The organism is Kitasatospora sp. NPDC059803 (assembly GCF_042732255.1).
In the GTDB taxonomy this organism is placed as follows: Bacteria; Actinomycetota; Actinomycetes; order Streptomycetales; family Streptomycetaceae; genus Kitasatospora.
The window spans coordinates 1-16,835 of sequence record NZ_JBHWIJ010000067.1 but is presented as its reverse complement, the minus strand read 5'-3'; the positions used below and the strand labels follow the sequence as shown (position 1 = coordinate 16,835).

The following is a 16,835-nucleotide window of genomic DNA, read 5'->3' as shown; positions in this document are numbered from 1 at the left end:
CGATCCTCACTCTCGCCCCCACCCCCGCGGGCGGGCGGCGCGGGCGCCCCGCCCCCGGGCGGGGGGGGGGGGGGGGCGCCGCCGGCACCACCAACTGGAACAGCTCCCACAACTCGTCCGGCACCAAGCGCTCCACGAGCGTCACGGAAGCAGCCTGCAAGTCCAAAGCCGAACCCACGGCCACCATCACGCAATGGACCGAGTTCGAACGCGGCGGCCATTTCGCCGCCATGGAGGAACCCGCCGCCCTGACCGGCGACATCAGGACGTTCTTCCGCGCCCTGCGGTGAGGCCGAGGCGCGCCCCGGGCCCTCGGGTACCGGCGGACGCCGGCGAGCGGCAATCCGCCGGACGCGAGCGACCGGGTGCGCGACAGCCGGGGAGCCCGGGCCGCGCCGGCCAGGCCCGGCAGGTGCACCGCCCTTCCCGCAGGGCCTGCACCACGGCCCGCCCGTCGGACTCCAGGAACAGCTGGCCAAGAAACTGAAGCCGGGCGACCGCATCGACAGCGAGGTCGTCTTCGTGGACACCAAGGTGTCCCTGACCCCCACACCGGACGCCGAGGCCGTCAGGCGCAAGGACCACGAGGCCGGCCAGGCGGGGAAGGCAGCCCCGGCGTCCTCGGCCGGGTGAAGGGCCATCGTCCCGGCGAACGACCGGGTCCGTACGGAAACACCGCCGGCACGGCATCGTCGAGCCGGGTTCGCACGAAGCAGGATAGAGGGGTTCATTTCGCCCACTGAGTATCCGTCAAAGACGAATCATCAGAAGGCGTGCACGAACAGGCACGCATGGCGGCGATCCTCGCGGACACCTCGACCGCGAAGGCCACCACCCGTACATCACGCCACGCAGCTGATCAATGACCCAGCACTTCTCAAGCCGTAGGGCCGTCTCAGCTCTCCGAACAGCCGGTACCTCTGGTCCTTCCGGGCCGATGCCCTCCGACCGGGTGCGGCCAGAGGGCATCGGTGCTCTTGCGTTCCGGCGCTCTTGCGCGGGTGGGCGGTGTGTCAGGTGGCGATGGTGGCGACGGGTTCGAGGCCGTAGGTCCGGGCGTAACCGTTCTCGGTGCCGACGAGGAGGTCGACGACCTCGAAGTAGCGGTCCCAGAAGGGGGTTTCGCGCAGTGCGTCGACGAGGAGCTGGTAGGCGTGGTGGTCGTCGGCCTCCCACACCCAGACATCGGTGACGCGAGCGGAGTAGAACTCCGTGTCGTAGAAGCGCGACCGGACGCCGGTGGTCTTGGCCTTGATGGCCGGCAGGACCTGGGTGGTGAAGGCGTCCACGCGTTCCTGGACGGTCAGGGCGAGCCATTCGGGCGTGGTCTTGACCAGCATGAACGCCGTGACCGGCGGTTCGGACTTTTCAGCGGACATCGGGGTGCCTCCCAAGCGGCAGGTGGTAGGGGTCTCCAGGCTCCGTGGTGCGCCCGGCACGGGGTGCTGGGCTTCAGGAGAGGACCGCGGGCTTGAGGGTCCGGGCGCACCACTGCTCGAAGCGGGTGGGGGAGGCGGTGTCCGGGGTGCGGGCGACGCCGACGTCGAGGCCCTCGTCCTTGGCCCGCTTCATGTCGACCACGCCCTGGGCGAACGCCTCGTTGAGGCCGTAGCCGACGAGGGTGGTGTACAGCTCGTCGAGCGACTGGCGTTCGTAGCGGACGGGGCGGCCGAACTGCTCGGTCATGACGCGGGCCAGGTCGTTCGGGGACAGGTCCTGCGGCCCGAGGACCGGGACGCTGCCGGTGCCGGTCCACGAGCGGTCCAGCAGCAGGTCGGCGGCGGCGGCCGCGATGTCGGCGACGGCGACGAAGGGGGCCTTGCGGTCGGCGTCGACGGAGTCGGTGAAGACGCCCTTCTCGCGGATCGAGTCGGCCTCCTCCAGGAGGTTCTCGAAGAAGGACGGGTTGGCCAGGGCCCGGTAGGCGACGCCGGTGCCGGCGATGAGGTCGTCCATCGCGAGGGAGGCGGTGACGAGGCCGGCCCGGTCGGCGAGCGGGGTGCCGCGGCCGAGCGCGGAGACGCCGACGACGTGGCCGACGCCGTGGGCGACGAGCGCCTCGGTGGCGGCGCGGGTGAAGCCGCTGTAGGCGTCGTGCGGGGTCAGGGAGGAGTCCGGGGGGACGAGCCAGAAGACCGCGTCCGCGCCCTCGAAGGCCCGGTCGAGGACCTCGGCGTCCGCGTGGGAGCCGGTGACCACGTCGACGCGTCCGTGCGCCGCGTCCGGGAGCCGGGCGGGATCGCGCACGATGACGCGCAGTTCCTCGCCCGCGGCGGGGGCGGACTCCAGGAGCTGGGAGAGCAGGTGGCGGCCGATGTTCCCGGTGGGACCAGTGATGACGATCATGAAAACCTCGTAGCTCGTGCTGGTTTCGGTATGCCCTCATCCTGCTGAGATCCGCCGTGCTGCCACAATGGGAACTTCAGCACGGAATCATTGACTGAAATGGAATAATGCTGGTGAGCAGCCCTGATCCGGTCATCGACGCCAATCTCGCCATCGCGCTGGATGCTCTGCTGACCGAGCACAGCGTGACCCGCGCCGCCGCGCGACTGCACACCTCGCCCGCCGCCATGAGCCGCACCCTGGCCCGGCTGCGCCGCGTCCTCCAGGACCCCCTCCTGGTCCGGGCCGGACAGGCCATGGTTCCCACCCCGCGCGCCGAGGCCCTGCGCGAGGAGGCCGCCACCGTGGTGCGCAGCCTCGGAGCCCTGCTCAGCCCCGGTACGAGCGTCGACCCCGCCGGCCTCCGCAACACCTTCACCCTCCAGGCCGCCGACCTGGTCGGCGCGGCACTGGCCCACGGGCTGCTGCAACTGGCCCGGCGGGAGGCGCCGGGGGTCTCGTTCCGGATCGGGGCCGAAGAGCTGGAGGCCGGACCCGCCCTGCGCGACGGCCGGATCGACCTGGAGGTCGGATCCATCGACCACGTGGACCCCGAAACCCGGGTCGAGGAACTGGTCAGCCTCCGCATGGTCGCGGCCGTCCGGGCCGGCCATCCGCTCACCGAAGGGCCGCTGACCCCGGCCCGGCTCGCTGCCGCCCACCACATCGCGGTCAGCCGCCGCGGCCGGTTCACCGGCCCCCTCGACACCGCGCTGGCCGAGCAGGACCTCCACCGTCGGGTCAGCGTCGTCCTGCCCAGCCACCTGGCCGCGATGACCCTCGCCACCCGCAGCGACCTCGTCTGCCTGGTACCCGCCGCACTCCCCGGCGCCGCCCCCTCACCCCTCACCCACGACGCCGGCGCCCTCGGACTGCACCTCCTCGACATCCCCCTGACACTGCCGCCACTGACCATCGGCATGGCCTGGCACCCCCGGCACACGGCCGACGGGGCCCACCGCTGGCTCCGCGACGCCGTCCGGCGGGTTCTCCGGCCTTGGGGACCATCGGTACAGCCATTAGCGCTAAGCCGCTGATCCTGGTCAGGCCGGGGCTTCGTGGGTGCTGACGCGGTTCGCGTACTCACGGCGGGCCTTGCGCTGGGCGGGGACAGCCGCAGTGGCGTCGAGGGGCTGGCAGAGGTCCAGGAGCCGCCGGTGGATCGCGGCGACGGCGGTGACGCGCAAGGTATAACCCTGGCCTCGCCGTACGGTCACGCCCAGGTCTAGTGCGGCGCGCTCGGCGGGCGCCAGCTCGGCGGTGCGGAGGAAGTCGGCGACCTTGCCCGGCATGTCGAGAACGACCGGCAGTTCTGGGGCTGGGGCTCCCGGGGCGTCGGCCGCATACTCGGGTAGGAGGTCCGCGACGGCGGTGCGGATGGCGCCGCGGCTGACGTGGTGCTCGCGGGCGAGAGCAGCGATGGACCGGCCCTCCAGGTACGCGGCACGCACCTCGTCGGTCTTCCCGGCCGTGACGGCTGGCCGCCGGCCGCCCTTGTTGCCCTTCGCTTCGGCGGCCCGTAGTCCGTCGTACGTCAGCTCCCGTTGCAGGTCGCGCTGGAGTTCGCCGGCGGCCGCGAGGGTCTGGACCATGAACTTCACCGTGGACAGCAGCTCTCCGGTGCGTGGGTGGCGGGCTGTGAGGTCCATCGCGGAGAACGCGCCGTCGTGGATGCGCAGAGCGAGACGATCGCGGTGCAGGATGTCGAGCACGTCGAGGATGTGCCCGGTGCCACGCACCAGGCGGAACATCTCGGAGATGTGCACGGTGTCGCCCGGCCGCGCGTAGATGAGCAGTTCGCGGAACTTCGGTCGCTGGAGCGGATGGAGGCGGCTGGAGGTGCCCGGGGCCTCCTCGAAGACGACCGGGTCCTCAATGCCGGCCTCGTCCAGGACGAGGTCCTGCCGGGCGGTCGACTGCTGGTCGGTCGAGACCCGCTTGTAGACCAGGTTCGCCATCGAGAGGCCCCTTCCATGCGGAGGAATGGACCCTATCTGTCGTCAAACCCTGTCAGCAATCACCATCGGATCCGATTGGATTCGAGCCACAGTGAACCCCCGGATTGCACGGGTTCATTGGACGCCTGCCGGGCCTGTCGTCATCCGATCGTTTGCCGACAGATCAGTCGGCTGAGCCGTTCCGGCGGGAGTCACCGGTCCGCGAGTACGCGCCGTACGAGGGCCGGAAGGGTTGTCGGGTTTGCTGGGATGGTGCCGCGCCAGGCGATGTGTCCGTCGGGGCGTACCAGGAGCGCGGTGTCCGCGTGGTCGGCGCCGAGGAGGTGTGCCCACTGACCGGGGTCGGCTTCCTGCTGGCCGGCGGTGCGTACGGCCTGGAGGGCGAGGGGGACCCCGGCTTGCCGTACGGCTTCGACCTGCGCCTGCCACCGGGGGTCTTCGTCGGCTGTGAGCAGGGTGAGGCCCGGGCCGACGAGGTCGAGGGTGGAGGTGACGCCTGCGGGCCCCGGGGTGAGGCGTGCGTGGGGTACGCGTTCTCCGGGCCGGCAGCCGGGCGTGCACCCGGACGGGTCCAGAACCCCGTGTTCGCCTGTGTGTTCCGGGTCGGGGATGACGGCGGCGGAGCGGTAGGTGGCGGTCAGGAGGAGTTCGTCGTCGATGCGGTAGCCGGCGCGGTTGGTGGCGTTGGCCGTGGAGATGTCGATGACCTGGCGGGCGAGGGGGCGCCGCTCGGCCTCGTAGGTGTCTATGAGGGCTTCGCCGGCGTATCCGGCGGTGACGGCGGCGAGTTTCCAGGCGAGGTTGTCGGCGTCGCCGATGCCGGTGTTCATGCCGTGGCCGCCGGTCGGCGGGACGACGTGGGCGGCGTCGCCTGCCAGCAGGACGCGGGAGTGGCGGTAGGCGGAGGCGAGCTGTGCGTCCATGCGCCAGGTCATCGTGTCGTGGACGGTCACGTCCAGGTCAGGGATGCCCGCGGCCGTGCGGACGAGGTCGGCCAGGAGCTCGTTGTCCGTCGGGTCCGTCTCGGCGTCGGGTCCCAGGGGGTACTGGTAGATCCAGTGGCGGTCGTTGTCGACGGCCATGAACCCGCCCCGGCCGGGGACGGTGAGGAAGTACGAGGCGCTGGCGCGGTCGGCGACGACCTCTCCCAGGGGCGCTTCGAAACGGACGCTGAGATAGCGCCCCAGGCCTACGGGGCCCTCCATCGCGATCCCGGCTCCGGTGCGGACGGTGCTCGCGGCGCCGTCGCAGCCGACGAGCCAATCCGCCCGCAGGTGGTCCAGACGGCCCGTGGCCCGGTCTTCGACGACGGCCCGTACGCCGAGGCCGTCGTCCTCGAAGGAGACCAGACGGGCGGCGAACCGAATACGGGAGCCTGCCAGTTCCGTGGCGCGGCGCAGCAGGAGCGGCTCCAGGGCGTCCTGGGAGCAGATGAGGCCGGGCGACGGCGTGTGCTCAGGGCCCTCGCCGGGCTCCTGGGCGAGACCGTTGCGGACGTAGTCGGGATCGACCAGGTCGCAGCCTCGGTAGAAGTGGACCTGCTCGGCCGGCAGCCCCGCCGCGCGGACCTCCTTCTCCAGCCCGAGCCGCCGGAAGATCTCCATGGACCGGGCCGAGACGCCCCGGGCCTTGGGGTGGCGGGAGGTGCCGGGGTGGGACTCAATCAGCACGTGGTCCACGCCCTGATCCGAGAGCAAGCAGGACAGGGCCAGCCCGACGGGTCCGCCCCCGACGACCAGTACGGGCGTGTGCGATTCGGTCATGGGGGCTCCTTCGAGTGGGTATGACCACCTAGGTAACGACTAATCTGAATATAGACGTTACCATGGAGGGGTGATGATGGAGTGGTGCTGTCAAGTGACACGGGGGCGAGCCATGGACCAGCGGTTCACCGATGACAATCCGCGCGGCCTGTACCTCCTGGCCGACCTGGTCAACGCCGTGCAGGACGGGACCGGCGCCACGCCGGCGGGGCTGGAAGCCGTCGTGGAGGCGCACGGGGGCCCGCCGCTGCAGCTGACGGAGACCACCGCAGGGGAGATGCGGGAGGCCGCGGCGGCCATCGCCGGAATCCTGGACCTCGACGACGAGGACGGCGCCGCCGAAGCGATCAACGCCCTGCTCGACCAGTACCCCGCCCGGCCCCGACTGGAGCGCGTTCCCGAACGCCGGTGGTCCCTCCGCGCCACGGCCCCTCACGACGCACAGCCCGCCCGCTGGCTGCTGTCCACCGCCGCCCTCGCCCTGGCCCTCTGGCTCAGCGAACGCGGCTACTGCGCATGGGGCCGCTGCGCCGCCCCTGGATGCGGCCGCTACTTCATCGACACGGGCCGCCGCACCCCACAGCGCTACTGCACGACCCGCTGCGGAACCCGCGTCCGTGTCGCCGCCCACCGCGACCGGAGCCGATGATCCGCATCGACACATCCGGCAGCCGTCCAGACGGCCGCGTTCACCTGCCACCGGTCGCTGAAAGGAAGGCCGGCGCACCACCTCGTCAGTCCTGCACGCCGTCGTCGTCCTCGTCCAGCCCGGGTGCGTCCGGGTCGCGCAGCGGGCGCAGGGCGCCGGCGGCCGGGGTGGAGGCGGTGAAGTTGTAACGGCCCAGGACGTTCAGTTTCTTGTGCTTGAGCGGGGAGAGCCGGGCGACGTCCTCGTCCTTGATGTCGTGGCCCTCGGCGCGGAGCTGGGCGACGGCGGCGTCGATGTACCTGGTCGTCCAGAGCGTATCCGGGGCAAACGGGTGAGCGGCTGGTGTTCGTGCAGGTAGAACGCTTGCGGTCGCGTCCGTAAGAGATCGACCCCAGGACGTCTCGTGGCAGCCGGTGCGCCAGGGGTCGATGCGGCATCGGAGTTCTCCCTCCGGACGGCTTTGAGGGCATGCAGGGGCCGTCTCGGCCGATAGGGTCGATCACGTTCGTGAGATCACCGACGCCCTGGTTCGGGGTACTGAGGAGCCGTCGATGCACCACCCAGACCCGTGCTATGCCGCGCGCCTCGCCACTTACGGGACCATCGCCACACACCTGTCCCTTCTGAGCGACCACCGGCTCGGCGAGGTCGTGGCCGCCGTCGCACCGCTCGGGTCCGGCATCGGAGGCAGGTCGGCGGAGCTGGACATCGACGGGACGCGGGTCTTCGTCAAGCGGGTGCCCTTGACGGACATCGAGTTGCGGCCGGAGAACGTGCGGTCGACGGCGAATCTCTTCGGGCTGCCGATGTTCTACCAGTACGGAGTGGGGTCGGCCGGGTTCGGAGCCTGGCGCGAGCTAGCCGTGCACACCATGACCACCAATTGGGTCCTCGAAAACGAGTACGAGGGCTTTCCGCTGATGTACCACTGGCGGGTCCTGCCCGACTCCCCTCCCCAGGGGTTCGCCGACGAGTTCGGGGGCATCGACGGAGCGGTCGCGCACTGGGAGGACTCACCGGCCGTGCGCGAGCGGCTGGAGGCCATCGGCCGGTCCTCCTGCAGCCTGGTTCTCTTCCTGGAACACGTGCCACAGACGCTCGCCACGTGGCTGGCCGACCAGCGAGAAGCCGGCCCGCAGAGCGGGGACGGCTCGCCCTACCCATGGGTGGAGAAAGCTCTGGCACGCGGGACCGCCTTCATGAGCTCTCACGGGCTCGTCCACTTCGACGCCCACTTCCACAACATCCTGACCGACGGACGACTGCTCTACTTCGCGGACTTCGGGCTCGCCCTGAGCTCCAGCTTCCAACTTGCAGCAACTGAGGTCGAGTTCCTCTCCCAGCATCTCGCCTACGACCGCTGCTACGCCCCGAGCCACCTGCTCCGCCACCACTTGCCCGACGGTATACGCGTCGACACGGACCACGAGGCGTTCCTCCATGAATGGATCGCGGGCCGAAAGCCCGATGGCGTCACGCCGGAGGTCGCCGCGATCATCGAACGACACGCTCGGACTGCCGTCGTCCTGGACGCGTTTCACAGCCGTCTTCTCGCGGAGAGCAAGCGGACGCCGTTTCCGGCCTCCGAGATCGAGCGGGCCCTGAGCACCGCGGCTCCGACGCCCCGCTGAGGCCAGACCCCCTATGAGATCGGACATCAGGCGGTCTCGGGACCTGCAGTCGGCCGGGCGCCGAGACGGCGTCGCAGTTCAAGGTTCTCGCTCTGCGCGGTTTCGAGGGCTTGCCGCAGGGCGTGGACTTCGTCGCGGTGCCGCTGCTTGAGGTCGGCCAACTGGGCGGTGAGGGTGCGGACGACGCTGCTGGGAGAGTCGTCGGGTGGCTGCGCGGCCGGGCGGGGCGGGTTGTTCTGCTGCTGGGCACGGAGCTGTTCGACGCGCTGGCGGATCTCGGTGCACCGGTAGAGGAAGTCGAGTGAGACGTCGGCCGTCTGGGCCAAGCCCCGGAAGGTGATGGGCTGCCGGTCACGGATCATCTCGCGCAGGCCCTGTTCGGCTCGGGCCTGGGCGGCGGCGCTCTTGCGGGCGGCGGCCTGGCGGAGGTTATCGGGGTTGCCGCGCATAGGGTCAGCTCCGTTCCTGGCTGCGGGTGATGGGGTCGGTGCGGGCGCCGACGCCGGCCCCGCGGATGGCCTGGGGTTCGTCGGCGAGCCGGGTGGCTTCGAGTTTGAGGATGATGCGGCCCAGGGCGTCCTGTTCCTGCCGGCGTCCGGCGAGCCAGATGTTGTCCTCACCCATGGGCTGGCCGGTCCACGCGAAGCCGATCACGTGTGCTAGCCGGTCAAGATCAAGTGCTTAGCGCTAACGGCTGTACCGATGGTCCTCAAGGCCGTGCTCCGCACGCCGGCGGCGGCTGCGGGGCCCACCGCGGCGGACGCGATCGGGCTCGCACAGGACGACACCGGCCCCACATAGGACGCGACTGGCCATAGGACGCCGCCCCGGCCCGCGCGGACGCATGCCCGTGGGCAACAAGGCCGCGGACCGGACGGCAAGCCGAGGTGTCCCGCTCCGCAGCCGGGTGTCTACTCGCCGGAGTCGGTCACCGACGCCCGGCCCGGATCCGTGTCAGGCGTTCCCGGACGACGCGCTACACCGTGCTGGCCGATCCGGAGGGAAACGAGTTCCGCCCGGACTGAACGACGGGGAACTTCACCCCGGTGAGGTCTTCGGAGACGGCCCACAGCCGCTGCTGGACGACCACCTCGTACGACTCCGGGCTGGAGGTGACCAGCCGGGGGTGGCCCATGAACTCGCCGCGTCCGCCGGGACCGTAGTACTGGCCGCCGAGCGCGGCGGGGTCGGCGGCGGCCCGAAGGGTCGGCAGCGCGCCCATCGCCGGCTTCTGGGTGATCAGCGGCGCGAGCCAGGTGAGCGGAAGCCGGAAGGCCGCGGGGAGGTTGCGGGCGAGCTCGGTGCTGGACACGCCGGGGTGCGCGGCCACCGCGACGGTGGTGCCGTGCGTGGCGAGCCGACGCTGCAGCTCGTACGTGAACATCAGGTTGGCCAGCTTGGACTGGCCATAGGCGGCGGCCCGGCTGTACGACCGCTCCCACTGCAGGTCGTCGAAGTGGATCGCGGCCCGGATGCGGTGGCCGGTGCTGCTGACCGTCACCACGCGCGAGCCGGGCACCGGCAGCATCAGGTCCAGCAGCAGCCCGGTGAGCGCGAAGTGGCCGAGGTGGTTGGTGCCGAACTGCATCTCGAAGCCGTCCCGGGTGGTCTGCTTCGGGGTGTACATCACGCCGGCGTTGTTGATCAGCAGGTCGATCCGGTCGAGCCGGGACCGCAGCGCCGCCGCCGCGGTCCGGACGGAGTCGAGCGAGGTCAGGTCCAGCGCCTGCACGGTCACGTCGCCGGTCATGCGGGCCGCGGCCTGCTCGCCCTTCTCCACGTTGCGCACGGCGAGCACCACGGACGCCCCGCGCTCGGCGAGCGCCTTGGCGGTCTCGTACCCCAGTCCGGTGTTGGCCCCGGTCACCACGGCCACCCGCCCGCGCTGGTCCGGAATGTTCGCCGTCGTCCACTTCTCGCTCATGCCAGGCTCCCGACTAACTAACGTACCGAAGGTATCTTGCGCACGACGTTAAAGTACTTTCGGTACGTTGTCAACGTACCGCAGGTACCTAAGTTAGGCTGGTGATCATGACTTTCCAGCGGGCGCGAACCGAAGAGCAGCGGGAGATGCGTCGACGGGCGATCCTCGACACAGCGTCGGCGATGCTCGACGAGATGCCCGTGGCCGCGGTCACCCTGAACGAGCTCAGCCGCCGGGTAGGCCTGGCGAAGCCGAACGTGCTGCGCTACTTCGAGTCTCGCGAGGCGGTGCTGCTGGAACTGCTGGACCACTTCCTGCAGGAGTGGCTGACGGAACTGGCAGGCGAGTTGGCGGCCGGCATCGACGAAAATCTACCCATGGCCGAGCGAGCGGCAGGGGTGGCCGAGATCCTCAGCCGCTCACTCTCCAGCCGAGCGGTGCTGTGCGACCTCTTCGGCGCACAGGGCAGCGTCCTGGAACACAACGTCTCCGTCGAGGTCGTAGCCCGCTACAAGCGCGCCTCCCTGGACCGCCTGACAGCCATGACCGCCCTGGTCCTCAAGTACCTGCCGGAGCTGGGCGAAAACGCAACACTGTTCAGCCTGCAGACCATGGTCATGGCCGGCGCGCTGTCGGCGTACAGCACACCCCCGCCCAGCCTGCGGGCGGCCTACCAGGCCGAGCCCGACCTGGCCCGCTTCCACCTGGAACTGGAGGACTACTTGAAGCTGGCTCTGACCGCAACCCTCCTGGGCGTGCTGCCCCGCCGCTGACCTGCGTGGCGCTGGACAGGCCAGCACCTTGGACGCGCCATGAAGATCACCCGTGGGACTCGACAAGCCTCACATGGTCAAAACGATCTCAAAACGGCCGTGCACTGAGGGGCCTCAGAGTTGGACGGGCAGGTGGCGGGGTCCGCGGAGCATGGCGTTCTGCCGGTAGGGGGGCGGATCCTGGACCAGGCGTGCCGCGCCGAGGCGGGGGATCAGCGCACCGAGCGCGGCCTCGGCTTCGATGCGGGCGAGCGGTGCGCCGTAGCACAGGTGGATACCGCTGCCGAAGCCGAGGTGCTGGTTGTCCGGGCGGGTGGGGTCGAACCGGTCCGGCGCGTGGAACCGCTTGGGGTCGCGGTTGCCCGAGGCCAGCGCGAGCACGACGGAGGCGCCTGCGGGGAGGGTGGTGCCGCCGACGTCGATGTCGGCGAGGGGGATGCGCTGGCGCATGTGGACCGGGGGTTCGTAGCGCAGCAGTTCCTCCACCGCTCGCGGCAGCAGCTCCGGTTCGCGACGCAGCTGGTCCAGCTGCTCGGGCTGACGCAGCAGGGTGAGCACCCCGTTGGCGATCAGGTTCACCGTGGTCTCGTGTCCGGCGATGAGCAGCAGCACGGCGGTTTCCGCGAGTTCTTCCTGGGTGAGCCGCAGGGCCGGGTCCGGTTCGTTGACGAAGGCGGAGAGCAGGTCGTCGCTCGGATTGCCACGGCGCTTCTCGGCGAGGCCCGCCAGGTACCGGCCCATCTCGCCCCGTGCCTGTTCGCCCGCCTCAGCGCCCGCCTCGTCCCGCCCGGAGGAGTCCGCTTCGGGCCGGACGTCGGCGGACGCGACGAGCGCGTCGGACCACGCCCTGAAGAGCGGCTCGTCCTCACGCGGCACGCCGAGCAGGCGGCAGATCACCGTGACGGGCAGCGGGTAGGCGAGGTCGTCGACGATGTCGATCCGGCCGCCCGCCTGGAACGGCTCCATCAGTTCCCCGGTGAGCTGGACGATCTCGCCGCGCATGGCATCGACCCGGCCCGGGCTGTGCGGGGGGCCGAACGGCCGCATGGCCAAGGTGCGCAGTCTGTGGTGCTCCGGGTCGTCGAGCCGCAGGAACGGCGGCTTGTGCGTAGTCTCGCCGCAGGTGCGGGGATCGACACTCATCCGTGGATCGTGGAGCAGGGCGGCGACCTCGTGGTAGGTGCCGATCAGGTAGCTGCCGTCTGCCTGCCGGACGACGGGACCGGCCTCGCGCAGTTCCGCGTACAGCGGGTAGGGGTCGGGGCGGTTCGCGTAGTCGGTGATCCGTGCCAGCAGGGTGTCGGAGTCCATGGTGGCTCCTCGTCGTTGGGCGGGACGTGGGTCAGCCGCGGGGCTGCACCACGGTCAGTCGACGGTCGGGCAGGTATCCGGTGAGCGCCACGGTGGGGCCGTGGGACAGCCCCTTCGGATCCGGCACGTCGGACGGAATCGGGATGTCCGCCGCGAGCGCGCGGTCCGCCGCGCCGGGCGGGGGCGGGAACGGCGCAGCCGTCTCGATCAGGTGCCGGTAGTAGTCGATCGACTTGGCCATGTCGACGGTGACCGCCGCGGTGATCCGCCCCTGGTAGCCGTAGACCATCGCCAGGCGGCGCGCCTCCAGAGAACCCTGGGCGATGACCACGTGGTCGGAGAAGGTGGGCACGCCCACCGACTTGATGTTGAGCCCGAACTGGGTCGACCAGAACGTCGGGAGGGCGAGGTGCGGGCGCCGCAGCGGCCCTGGGCTGACCATGTTGTGGGCCGCCACCCCGGCCTGTTCGACCGCGTTCCCCCAGTGTTCGAGGGAGAGCATCTGGTAACCGAACAGCGGGTGGGGGAAGCGGGAGACGTCGCCGGCGACGAAGACGTCGTCCGTGACGATTCCGTACATGTTGAAGGCGCGGCACCCGGCGTCGCAGGCGATTCCGCGCGGGCCCGCCGCCAGGCCGGAATCCGCCAACCACTCGACGTTGCGGACCGCCCCCAGCGCCACGACGCACACGTCCGCCTCGACGCGGCTGCCGTCGGACAGCTCCGCGCCGGTGAAGCGGCCGCCGTCGTCCCCGCGCAGGGCGGTGACCGTCACGCCGGTGCGCAGGTCCACACCGTGGTTGCGCTGCATGGCGGCCGCGAGTTTCGCCAGGGTGCCGCCCAGCGCGCCCACCAGAGGTGCGGGACCGCGTTCGGCGACGGTGACGTCCAGCCCGCGCTCCCGGCAGGCCGAGGCGATCTCCGAGCCGGTGAAACCACCGCCGATCACCAGCACCCGCCGTGGCCCGGCGGCCAACCGCTCGGCCAAACCGCCGGCGTCCTCGCGGGTACGCAGGGTGAACACCCCGTCCAGGGCGGCCTCCTGCGGATGGGGCCAGGGCCGCGCCCGGGTCCCGGTGGCGATCAGCAACCGGTCGTACGGCAGCGACTCGCCATCGGCCAGCATCACCCGCTTCCCCAGGGGGTCCAGGCCGGTGGCGCGTACGCCCAGCCGCCACTCGGCGTCCGGATCCCGGCGCATCGGCAGCCCGGTGGAGTCCGCCGCAGCGTGGCCCAGCAGCACCTGCTTGGACAGCGGCGGCCGGTCGTAGGGCGGATGAGGCTCGTCGCCGACCACGGTCAGTGAGCCGGTGAACCCCTCCTCCCGCAGCGCCTCCGCGGCCCGCAACCCGGCCAGCGACGCGCCGACGATGACGATCCGGCCCTCTGTCTGGTAACCGGCCCTCTGGTCACCGGCTCCCTGATCACCGGCCATCAGCGCTCACCTCCTCGCCGAGGAGGATGGCCTGGACCGGGCACGCCGCCGCGGCCTGGCGCACGCGCTCGACCTGGTCGTCGGGGACGGCCGGGGCGTACAGCAGTCCCTCCTCGCCGTGCAGCTGGAACACCCTCGGCGCGAGGAACACGCACTGTGCGTAGCCCTGGCAACGCGTGAGGTCGACAACGGTCCGCATCCCCACCACTTCCTCTGCCGCCGTACCCCCTCTCCCTTCCAGCATGGGACGAGAACCGGACGCGCGCAGCATGGGACGAGAACCGGCGCCGGTACGCGCACCTGCCGCGAGGAGCGCAGTACTGGCTTCAGTCCCTGTCGGGGGCGTGCAGGGCGAGGGTGAAGCTGAAGCGGTCGCCGCGGTAGAGGGTGCGGACCTGTTCGAGGGGGTGGCCCGCGGCGTCGCGGCTGCGGCGGTGGAGCAGCAGCATGGGCAGGGCGGGCGGGGTGCCGATGAGCAGGGCTTCGCGGGGGGTGGCGAGGACCGTCTCGATGCGTTCGTCGGCGCCGCCGAGCCGCACACCGCACTCGCGCAGGTAGCCGTAGAAGGAGCCTTCGGGGTCGAACTCCCGCTCCAGGCGCGGGACTCGGGCGACGGGGACGTAGGTGGACTCCAGGCCGACGCGTTCCTCGTCGGCGCGCAGGACGCGTTCCAGGTGCCAGAGGGGTTCACCTTCGGGGACGGCGAGGTGCTGGGCCATGGGCGGGTCGGCGGGGAGGCGGTCGAGGGTGATGAGGGTGCGGCCGGGGCGCAGGCCCTGGCGGGTGACGCCTTCGGTGTAGCTGGCGAGCGAGAGCGGCTGTTCGATCTTGGGGCCGGCGACGACGGTGCCGCGGCCCTGGCGGCGCAGGCGGCCTTCGAGGAGGAGGTCGCGCAGGGCCTGGCGGACGGTGGCGCGGGCGACGTGGTGGCGTTCGGCGAGGTCGGCTTCGGTGGGCAGGCGCCCGCCGGGGCCCAATTCGGCGATGAGGTCTTCGAGTTGGGCTTTGACCAGGTAGTACTTGGGCACCCGGCCGTGGTCGGGGACGCCGGAGCGGGCGGGGGCGAAGGGGGGCCGGGGGGTGCCGTGGTTCACCGCGCCACCTTATCGAGCGGCGGTCCGGCGCCATCGAGTGGCGGTTCAGCACCATCGAGTGGCGGTTCAGCGCCCCATAGATCACGGAATGGTAACCGGTCTGGACTGAATTTCGGCGGTTGTTCATACAACCGTGGATCCGGGGAGGGCTCCTCCTCGCACGAGCGCCCCATCCTCGGTGCCGGTGCAACCGCACCGCGTCGCCCCCTAGTTGGGAGCCCCCGTGCGCATTCCCCGCTCCACCCGGACCGTCACCGTGGCCACCGCCGTAGCCGCCGCGGCCACCGTGCTGCTGCCGTCGGCGCCCGCCGGCGCCTCCCCCTCCGCTTCTCCCGCAGCCGCCTCCCCCATCGCAGCCGCCCCCGCCACCCCCGCCTACAAGGGCCTGCCGGACGGCACCAAGCAGGCCAAGACCCTGGTCATCGGCGTCGACGGCACCCGCTACGACAAGCTGGCGGCCGCCGACGCGCCCAACCTCAAGGCGCTGATGGCCGGCGGCATGACCGCCACCAGCAACCTGTACGCCAACCCGCTGGCGCCGACCCTGTCCGGGCCGGGCTGGTCGACCATCGCCACCGGCGTGTGGCCCGACAAGCACCAGGTCAAGGACAACGCGTTCACCGGCGCCCGGTTCGACCAGTACCCGGACTTCGCCAGCCGCCTGGAGGCCGCCGACCCGGCCGCCTCCACGCTGGTGATCGGCTCGTGGAACCCGATCACCGGCAACGTCTTCAACGGCAAGGCGGACCTGCGGATCGCCGAGAACGAGAACGACGCCAAGACCGCCTCCGACGCCGCCGACTACCTCGCCCACGGCAACCCGGACACCGCCTTCCTGCACTTCGACGGGATCGACGAGGCCGGGCACGCCTCCGGCGGCGCCAGCGCCCAGTACGCGGCCGCCATCCACACCGTCGACGCGCTCGTCGGCCAGGTCGTGCAGGCCGTCAAGTCCCGCCCCGCGTACGGCTCGGAGGACTGGCTGATCGTCGTCACCACCGACCACGGACACACCGACGCCGGCGGGCACGGCGGCAACAGCGCCAACGAACGGCAGACCTTCGTGATCGCCGACGGCGCCGGCTACCCGGCCGGCTCCCGGCGCTACGACGTCAAGCCCGTGGACATCGCGCCGACCGTCCTCAAGCACGAGGGCGCGCCGATCGACCTCGCCTGGCGCCTGGACGGGCAGCCGATCGACGAGATCGCCCCGGACGCCTTCGACGCGCTGCGCCCCGCCCTCCAGGGCCGGGTGGACGAGACGGGCATCCCGGCCACGGTCCGGGGCTGGACGCACACGCCGCCCAGCGGCTGGAGCATCGACAACTCCCGGATGCCCAGCGGCGGGGTGACGGAGTGGCGCGGCTGGGCCTTCGCCACCGACGAGTTCTGGAGCGCCACCCAGCTCGGACAGGGCCGGGAGACCAACGTGCGGGCCCGCAACGTCTTCGCGGTCGCCGACTCCGACGAGTGGGACGACAAGGCGCACGGCGCCGGCCAGTTCGACTCCACCCTGGTCAGCCCGGCCTACCCGGTCGCCGGTCTCGGCCGGGCCACGCTGTCCTTCGCGACGAACTACAAGGTCGACGGCCCGCAGACCGGCGACGTGTACGTGGTCTTCGACGACGGCGCCCCGCAGCTGGTGAAGTCCTACCGCGCCGACCTGAACACCGTCGAGCACCTGCCCGTCACCGTACCGGCCGGCGCCACCACCGCGCGCCTGCAGTTCCGCTACACGGGCACCAACAGCGCCTTCTGGACGGTCGACCAGGTCTCCTTCGGCGCCTGACACCGCTACGGGACCGACCCCGCCACCGGTCCTCCCGCCCCCCCCGCCCCCCCGGGGGGGGGGGGGGGCGGGGCGCGCCCCCCCGCCGGGCACCGCGCCCGCGGGTCGGCCCCCATCCGGGCG

The 16,835-nt window shown here is 71.3% G+C and carries 17 protein-coding genes and 1 pseudogene; 6 read left to right on the top strand and 12 right to left on the bottom strand.

The window, feature by feature from the left end; all coding sequences use genetic code 11:
- Window positions 1-290 (top strand): alpha/beta fold hydrolase (locus ACFV6I_RS14045; protein ID WP_380425288.1); only part of this gene is annotated, 290 nt, incomplete at its 5' end.
- Window positions 291-1,013: 723 nt separating this feature from the next.
- On the opposite strand, the gene ACFV6I_RS14040 is transcribed toward ACFV6I_RS14045, so the two are convergent.
- Both ACFV6I_RS14040 and ACFV6I_RS14035 read right to left on the bottom strand, forming a co-directional pair.
- A complete protein-coding gene (locus ACFV6I_RS14040) occupies window positions 1,014-1,379 on the bottom strand; it encodes a darcynin family protein (RefSeq protein WP_363378018.1) in 366 nt (121 codons plus the stop codon).
- A gap of 73 nt (window positions 1,380-1,452) precedes the next feature.
- The gene (locus ACFV6I_RS14035) at window positions 1,453-2,346 is read right to left on the bottom strand and encodes an NAD(P)H-binding protein (protein ID WP_380425286.1); all 894 of its coding nucleotides are present in this window, start codon (window positions 2,344-2,346) and stop codon (window positions 1,453-1,455) included.
- A gap of 107 nt (window positions 2,347-2,453) precedes the next feature.
- Between ACFV6I_RS14035 and ACFV6I_RS14030 the strand changes: the two genes are divergently transcribed.
- On the top strand, window positions 2,454-3,422 hold the full coding sequence (locus tag ACFV6I_RS14030) for a LysR family transcriptional regulator (protein WP_208869237.1): 969 nt from the start codon (window positions 2,454-2,456) through the stop codon (window positions 3,420-3,422).
- Window positions 3,423-3,428: 6 nt separating this feature from the next.
- Here ACFV6I_RS14030 and ACFV6I_RS14025 read toward each other — a convergent pair whose 3' ends face one another.
- Window positions 3,429-4,343, bottom strand: coding sequence for a recombinase family protein (locus tag ACFV6I_RS14025; RefSeq protein ID WP_380425283.1), 915 nt, complete (start codon window positions 4,341-4,343; stop codon window positions 3,429-3,431).
- 191 nt (window positions 4,344-4,534) lie between these two features.
- Window positions 4,535-6,106 (bottom strand): FAD-dependent monooxygenase, encoded by a 1,572-nt coding sequence (locus ACFV6I_RS14020; RefSeq protein ID WP_380425280.1) that lies wholly within the window; start codon window positions 6,104-6,106, stop codon window positions 4,535-4,537.
- Between the two features lie 112 nt (window positions 6,107-6,218).
- Here ACFV6I_RS14020 and ACFV6I_RS14015 point away from each other — a divergent pair, with 112 nt between their 5' ends.
- Window positions 6,219-6,755, top strand: coding sequence for a CGNR zinc finger domain-containing protein (locus ACFV6I_RS14015; protein ID WP_380425278.1), 537 nt, complete (start codon window positions 6,219-6,221; stop codon window positions 6,753-6,755).
- An 85-nt stretch (window positions 6,756-6,840) separates the two neighbouring features.
- Here the strand turns inward: ACFV6I_RS14015 and ACFV6I_RS14010 are convergent.
- Window positions 6,841-7,068: pseudogene (locus ACFV6I_RS14010) on the bottom strand (Tn3 family transposase); the annotation flags it as partial.
- Between the two features lie 238 nt (window positions 7,069-7,306).
- Here ACFV6I_RS14010 and ACFV6I_RS14005 point away from each other — a divergent pair.
- The gene (locus ACFV6I_RS14005) at window positions 7,307-8,386 is read left to right on the top strand and encodes a protein kinase family protein (protein ID WP_380425275.1); all 1,080 of its coding nucleotides are present in this window, start codon (window positions 7,307-7,309) and stop codon (window positions 8,384-8,386) included.
- A gap of 26 nt (window positions 8,387-8,412) precedes the next feature.
- On the opposite strand, the gene ACFV6I_RS14000 is transcribed toward ACFV6I_RS14005, so the two are convergent.
- The 3 genes from ACFV6I_RS14000 to ACFV6I_RS13990 form a co-directional block, all read right to left on the bottom strand.
- On the bottom strand, window positions 8,413-8,835 hold the full coding sequence (locus tag ACFV6I_RS14000; protein WP_063352156.1) for a DUF6262 family protein: 423 nt from the start codon (window positions 8,833-8,835) through the stop codon (window positions 8,413-8,415).
- A gap of 4 nt (window positions 8,836-8,839) precedes the next feature.
- On the bottom strand, window positions 8,840-9,010 hold the full coding sequence (locus ACFV6I_RS13995; RefSeq protein ID WP_159398680.1) for a hypothetical protein: 171 nt from the start codon (window positions 9,008-9,010) through the stop codon (window positions 8,840-8,842).
- Window positions 9,011-9,362: 352 nt separating this feature from the next.
- Window positions 9,363-10,310, bottom strand: coding sequence for an SDR family NAD(P)-dependent oxidoreductase (locus ACFV6I_RS13990; RefSeq protein ID WP_380425273.1), 948 nt, complete (start codon window positions 10,308-10,310; stop codon window positions 9,363-9,365).
- Between the two features lie 107 nt (window positions 10,311-10,417).
- On the opposite strand from ACFV6I_RS13990, the gene ACFV6I_RS13985 reads away from it, so the two are divergent.
- The gene (locus ACFV6I_RS13985) at window positions 10,418-11,083 is read left to right on the top strand and encodes a TetR/AcrR family transcriptional regulator (protein ID WP_380425271.1); all 666 of its coding nucleotides are present in this window, start codon (window positions 10,418-10,420) and stop codon (window positions 11,081-11,083) included.
- Between the two features lie 114 nt (window positions 11,084-11,197).
- On the opposite strand, the gene ACFV6I_RS13980 is transcribed toward ACFV6I_RS13985, so the two are convergent.
- From ACFV6I_RS13980 to ACFV6I_RS13965, 4 genes are all read right to left on the bottom strand, one after another.
- On the bottom strand, window positions 11,198-12,394 hold the full coding sequence (locus tag ACFV6I_RS13980; protein ID WP_380425268.1) for a cytochrome P450: 1,197 nt from the start codon (window positions 12,392-12,394) through the stop codon (window positions 11,198-11,200).
- Between the two features lie 31 nt (window positions 12,395-12,425).
- Complete coding sequence (locus tag ACFV6I_RS13975) at window positions 12,426-13,829, bottom strand: NAD(P)/FAD-dependent oxidoreductase (RefSeq protein ID WP_063352160.1); 1,404 nt, start codon at window positions 13,827-13,829, stop codon at window positions 12,426-12,428.
- A complete protein-coding gene (locus tag ACFV6I_RS13970) occupies window positions 13,819-14,028 on the bottom strand; it encodes a ferredoxin (RefSeq protein WP_063352161.1) in 210 nt (69 codons plus the stop codon). Before ACFV6I_RS13970 ends, ACFV6I_RS13975 begins: the two co-directional genes overlap by 11 nt.
- Before the next feature lie 127 nt (window positions 14,029-14,155).
- A complete protein-coding gene (locus ACFV6I_RS13965) occupies window positions 14,156-14,923 on the bottom strand; it encodes a GntR family transcriptional regulator (protein WP_380425265.1) in 768 nt (255 codons plus the stop codon).
- A gap of 223 nt (window positions 14,924-15,146) precedes the next feature.
- On the opposite strand from ACFV6I_RS13965, the gene ACFV6I_RS13960 reads away from it, so the two are divergent.
- Window positions 15,147-16,712 (top strand): alkaline phosphatase family protein, encoded by a 1,566-nt coding sequence (locus ACFV6I_RS13960; RefSeq protein WP_380425262.1) that lies wholly within the window; start codon window positions 15,147-15,149, stop codon window positions 16,710-16,712.
- The last annotated feature ends 123 nt before the right edge of the window (window positions 16,713-16,835 follow it).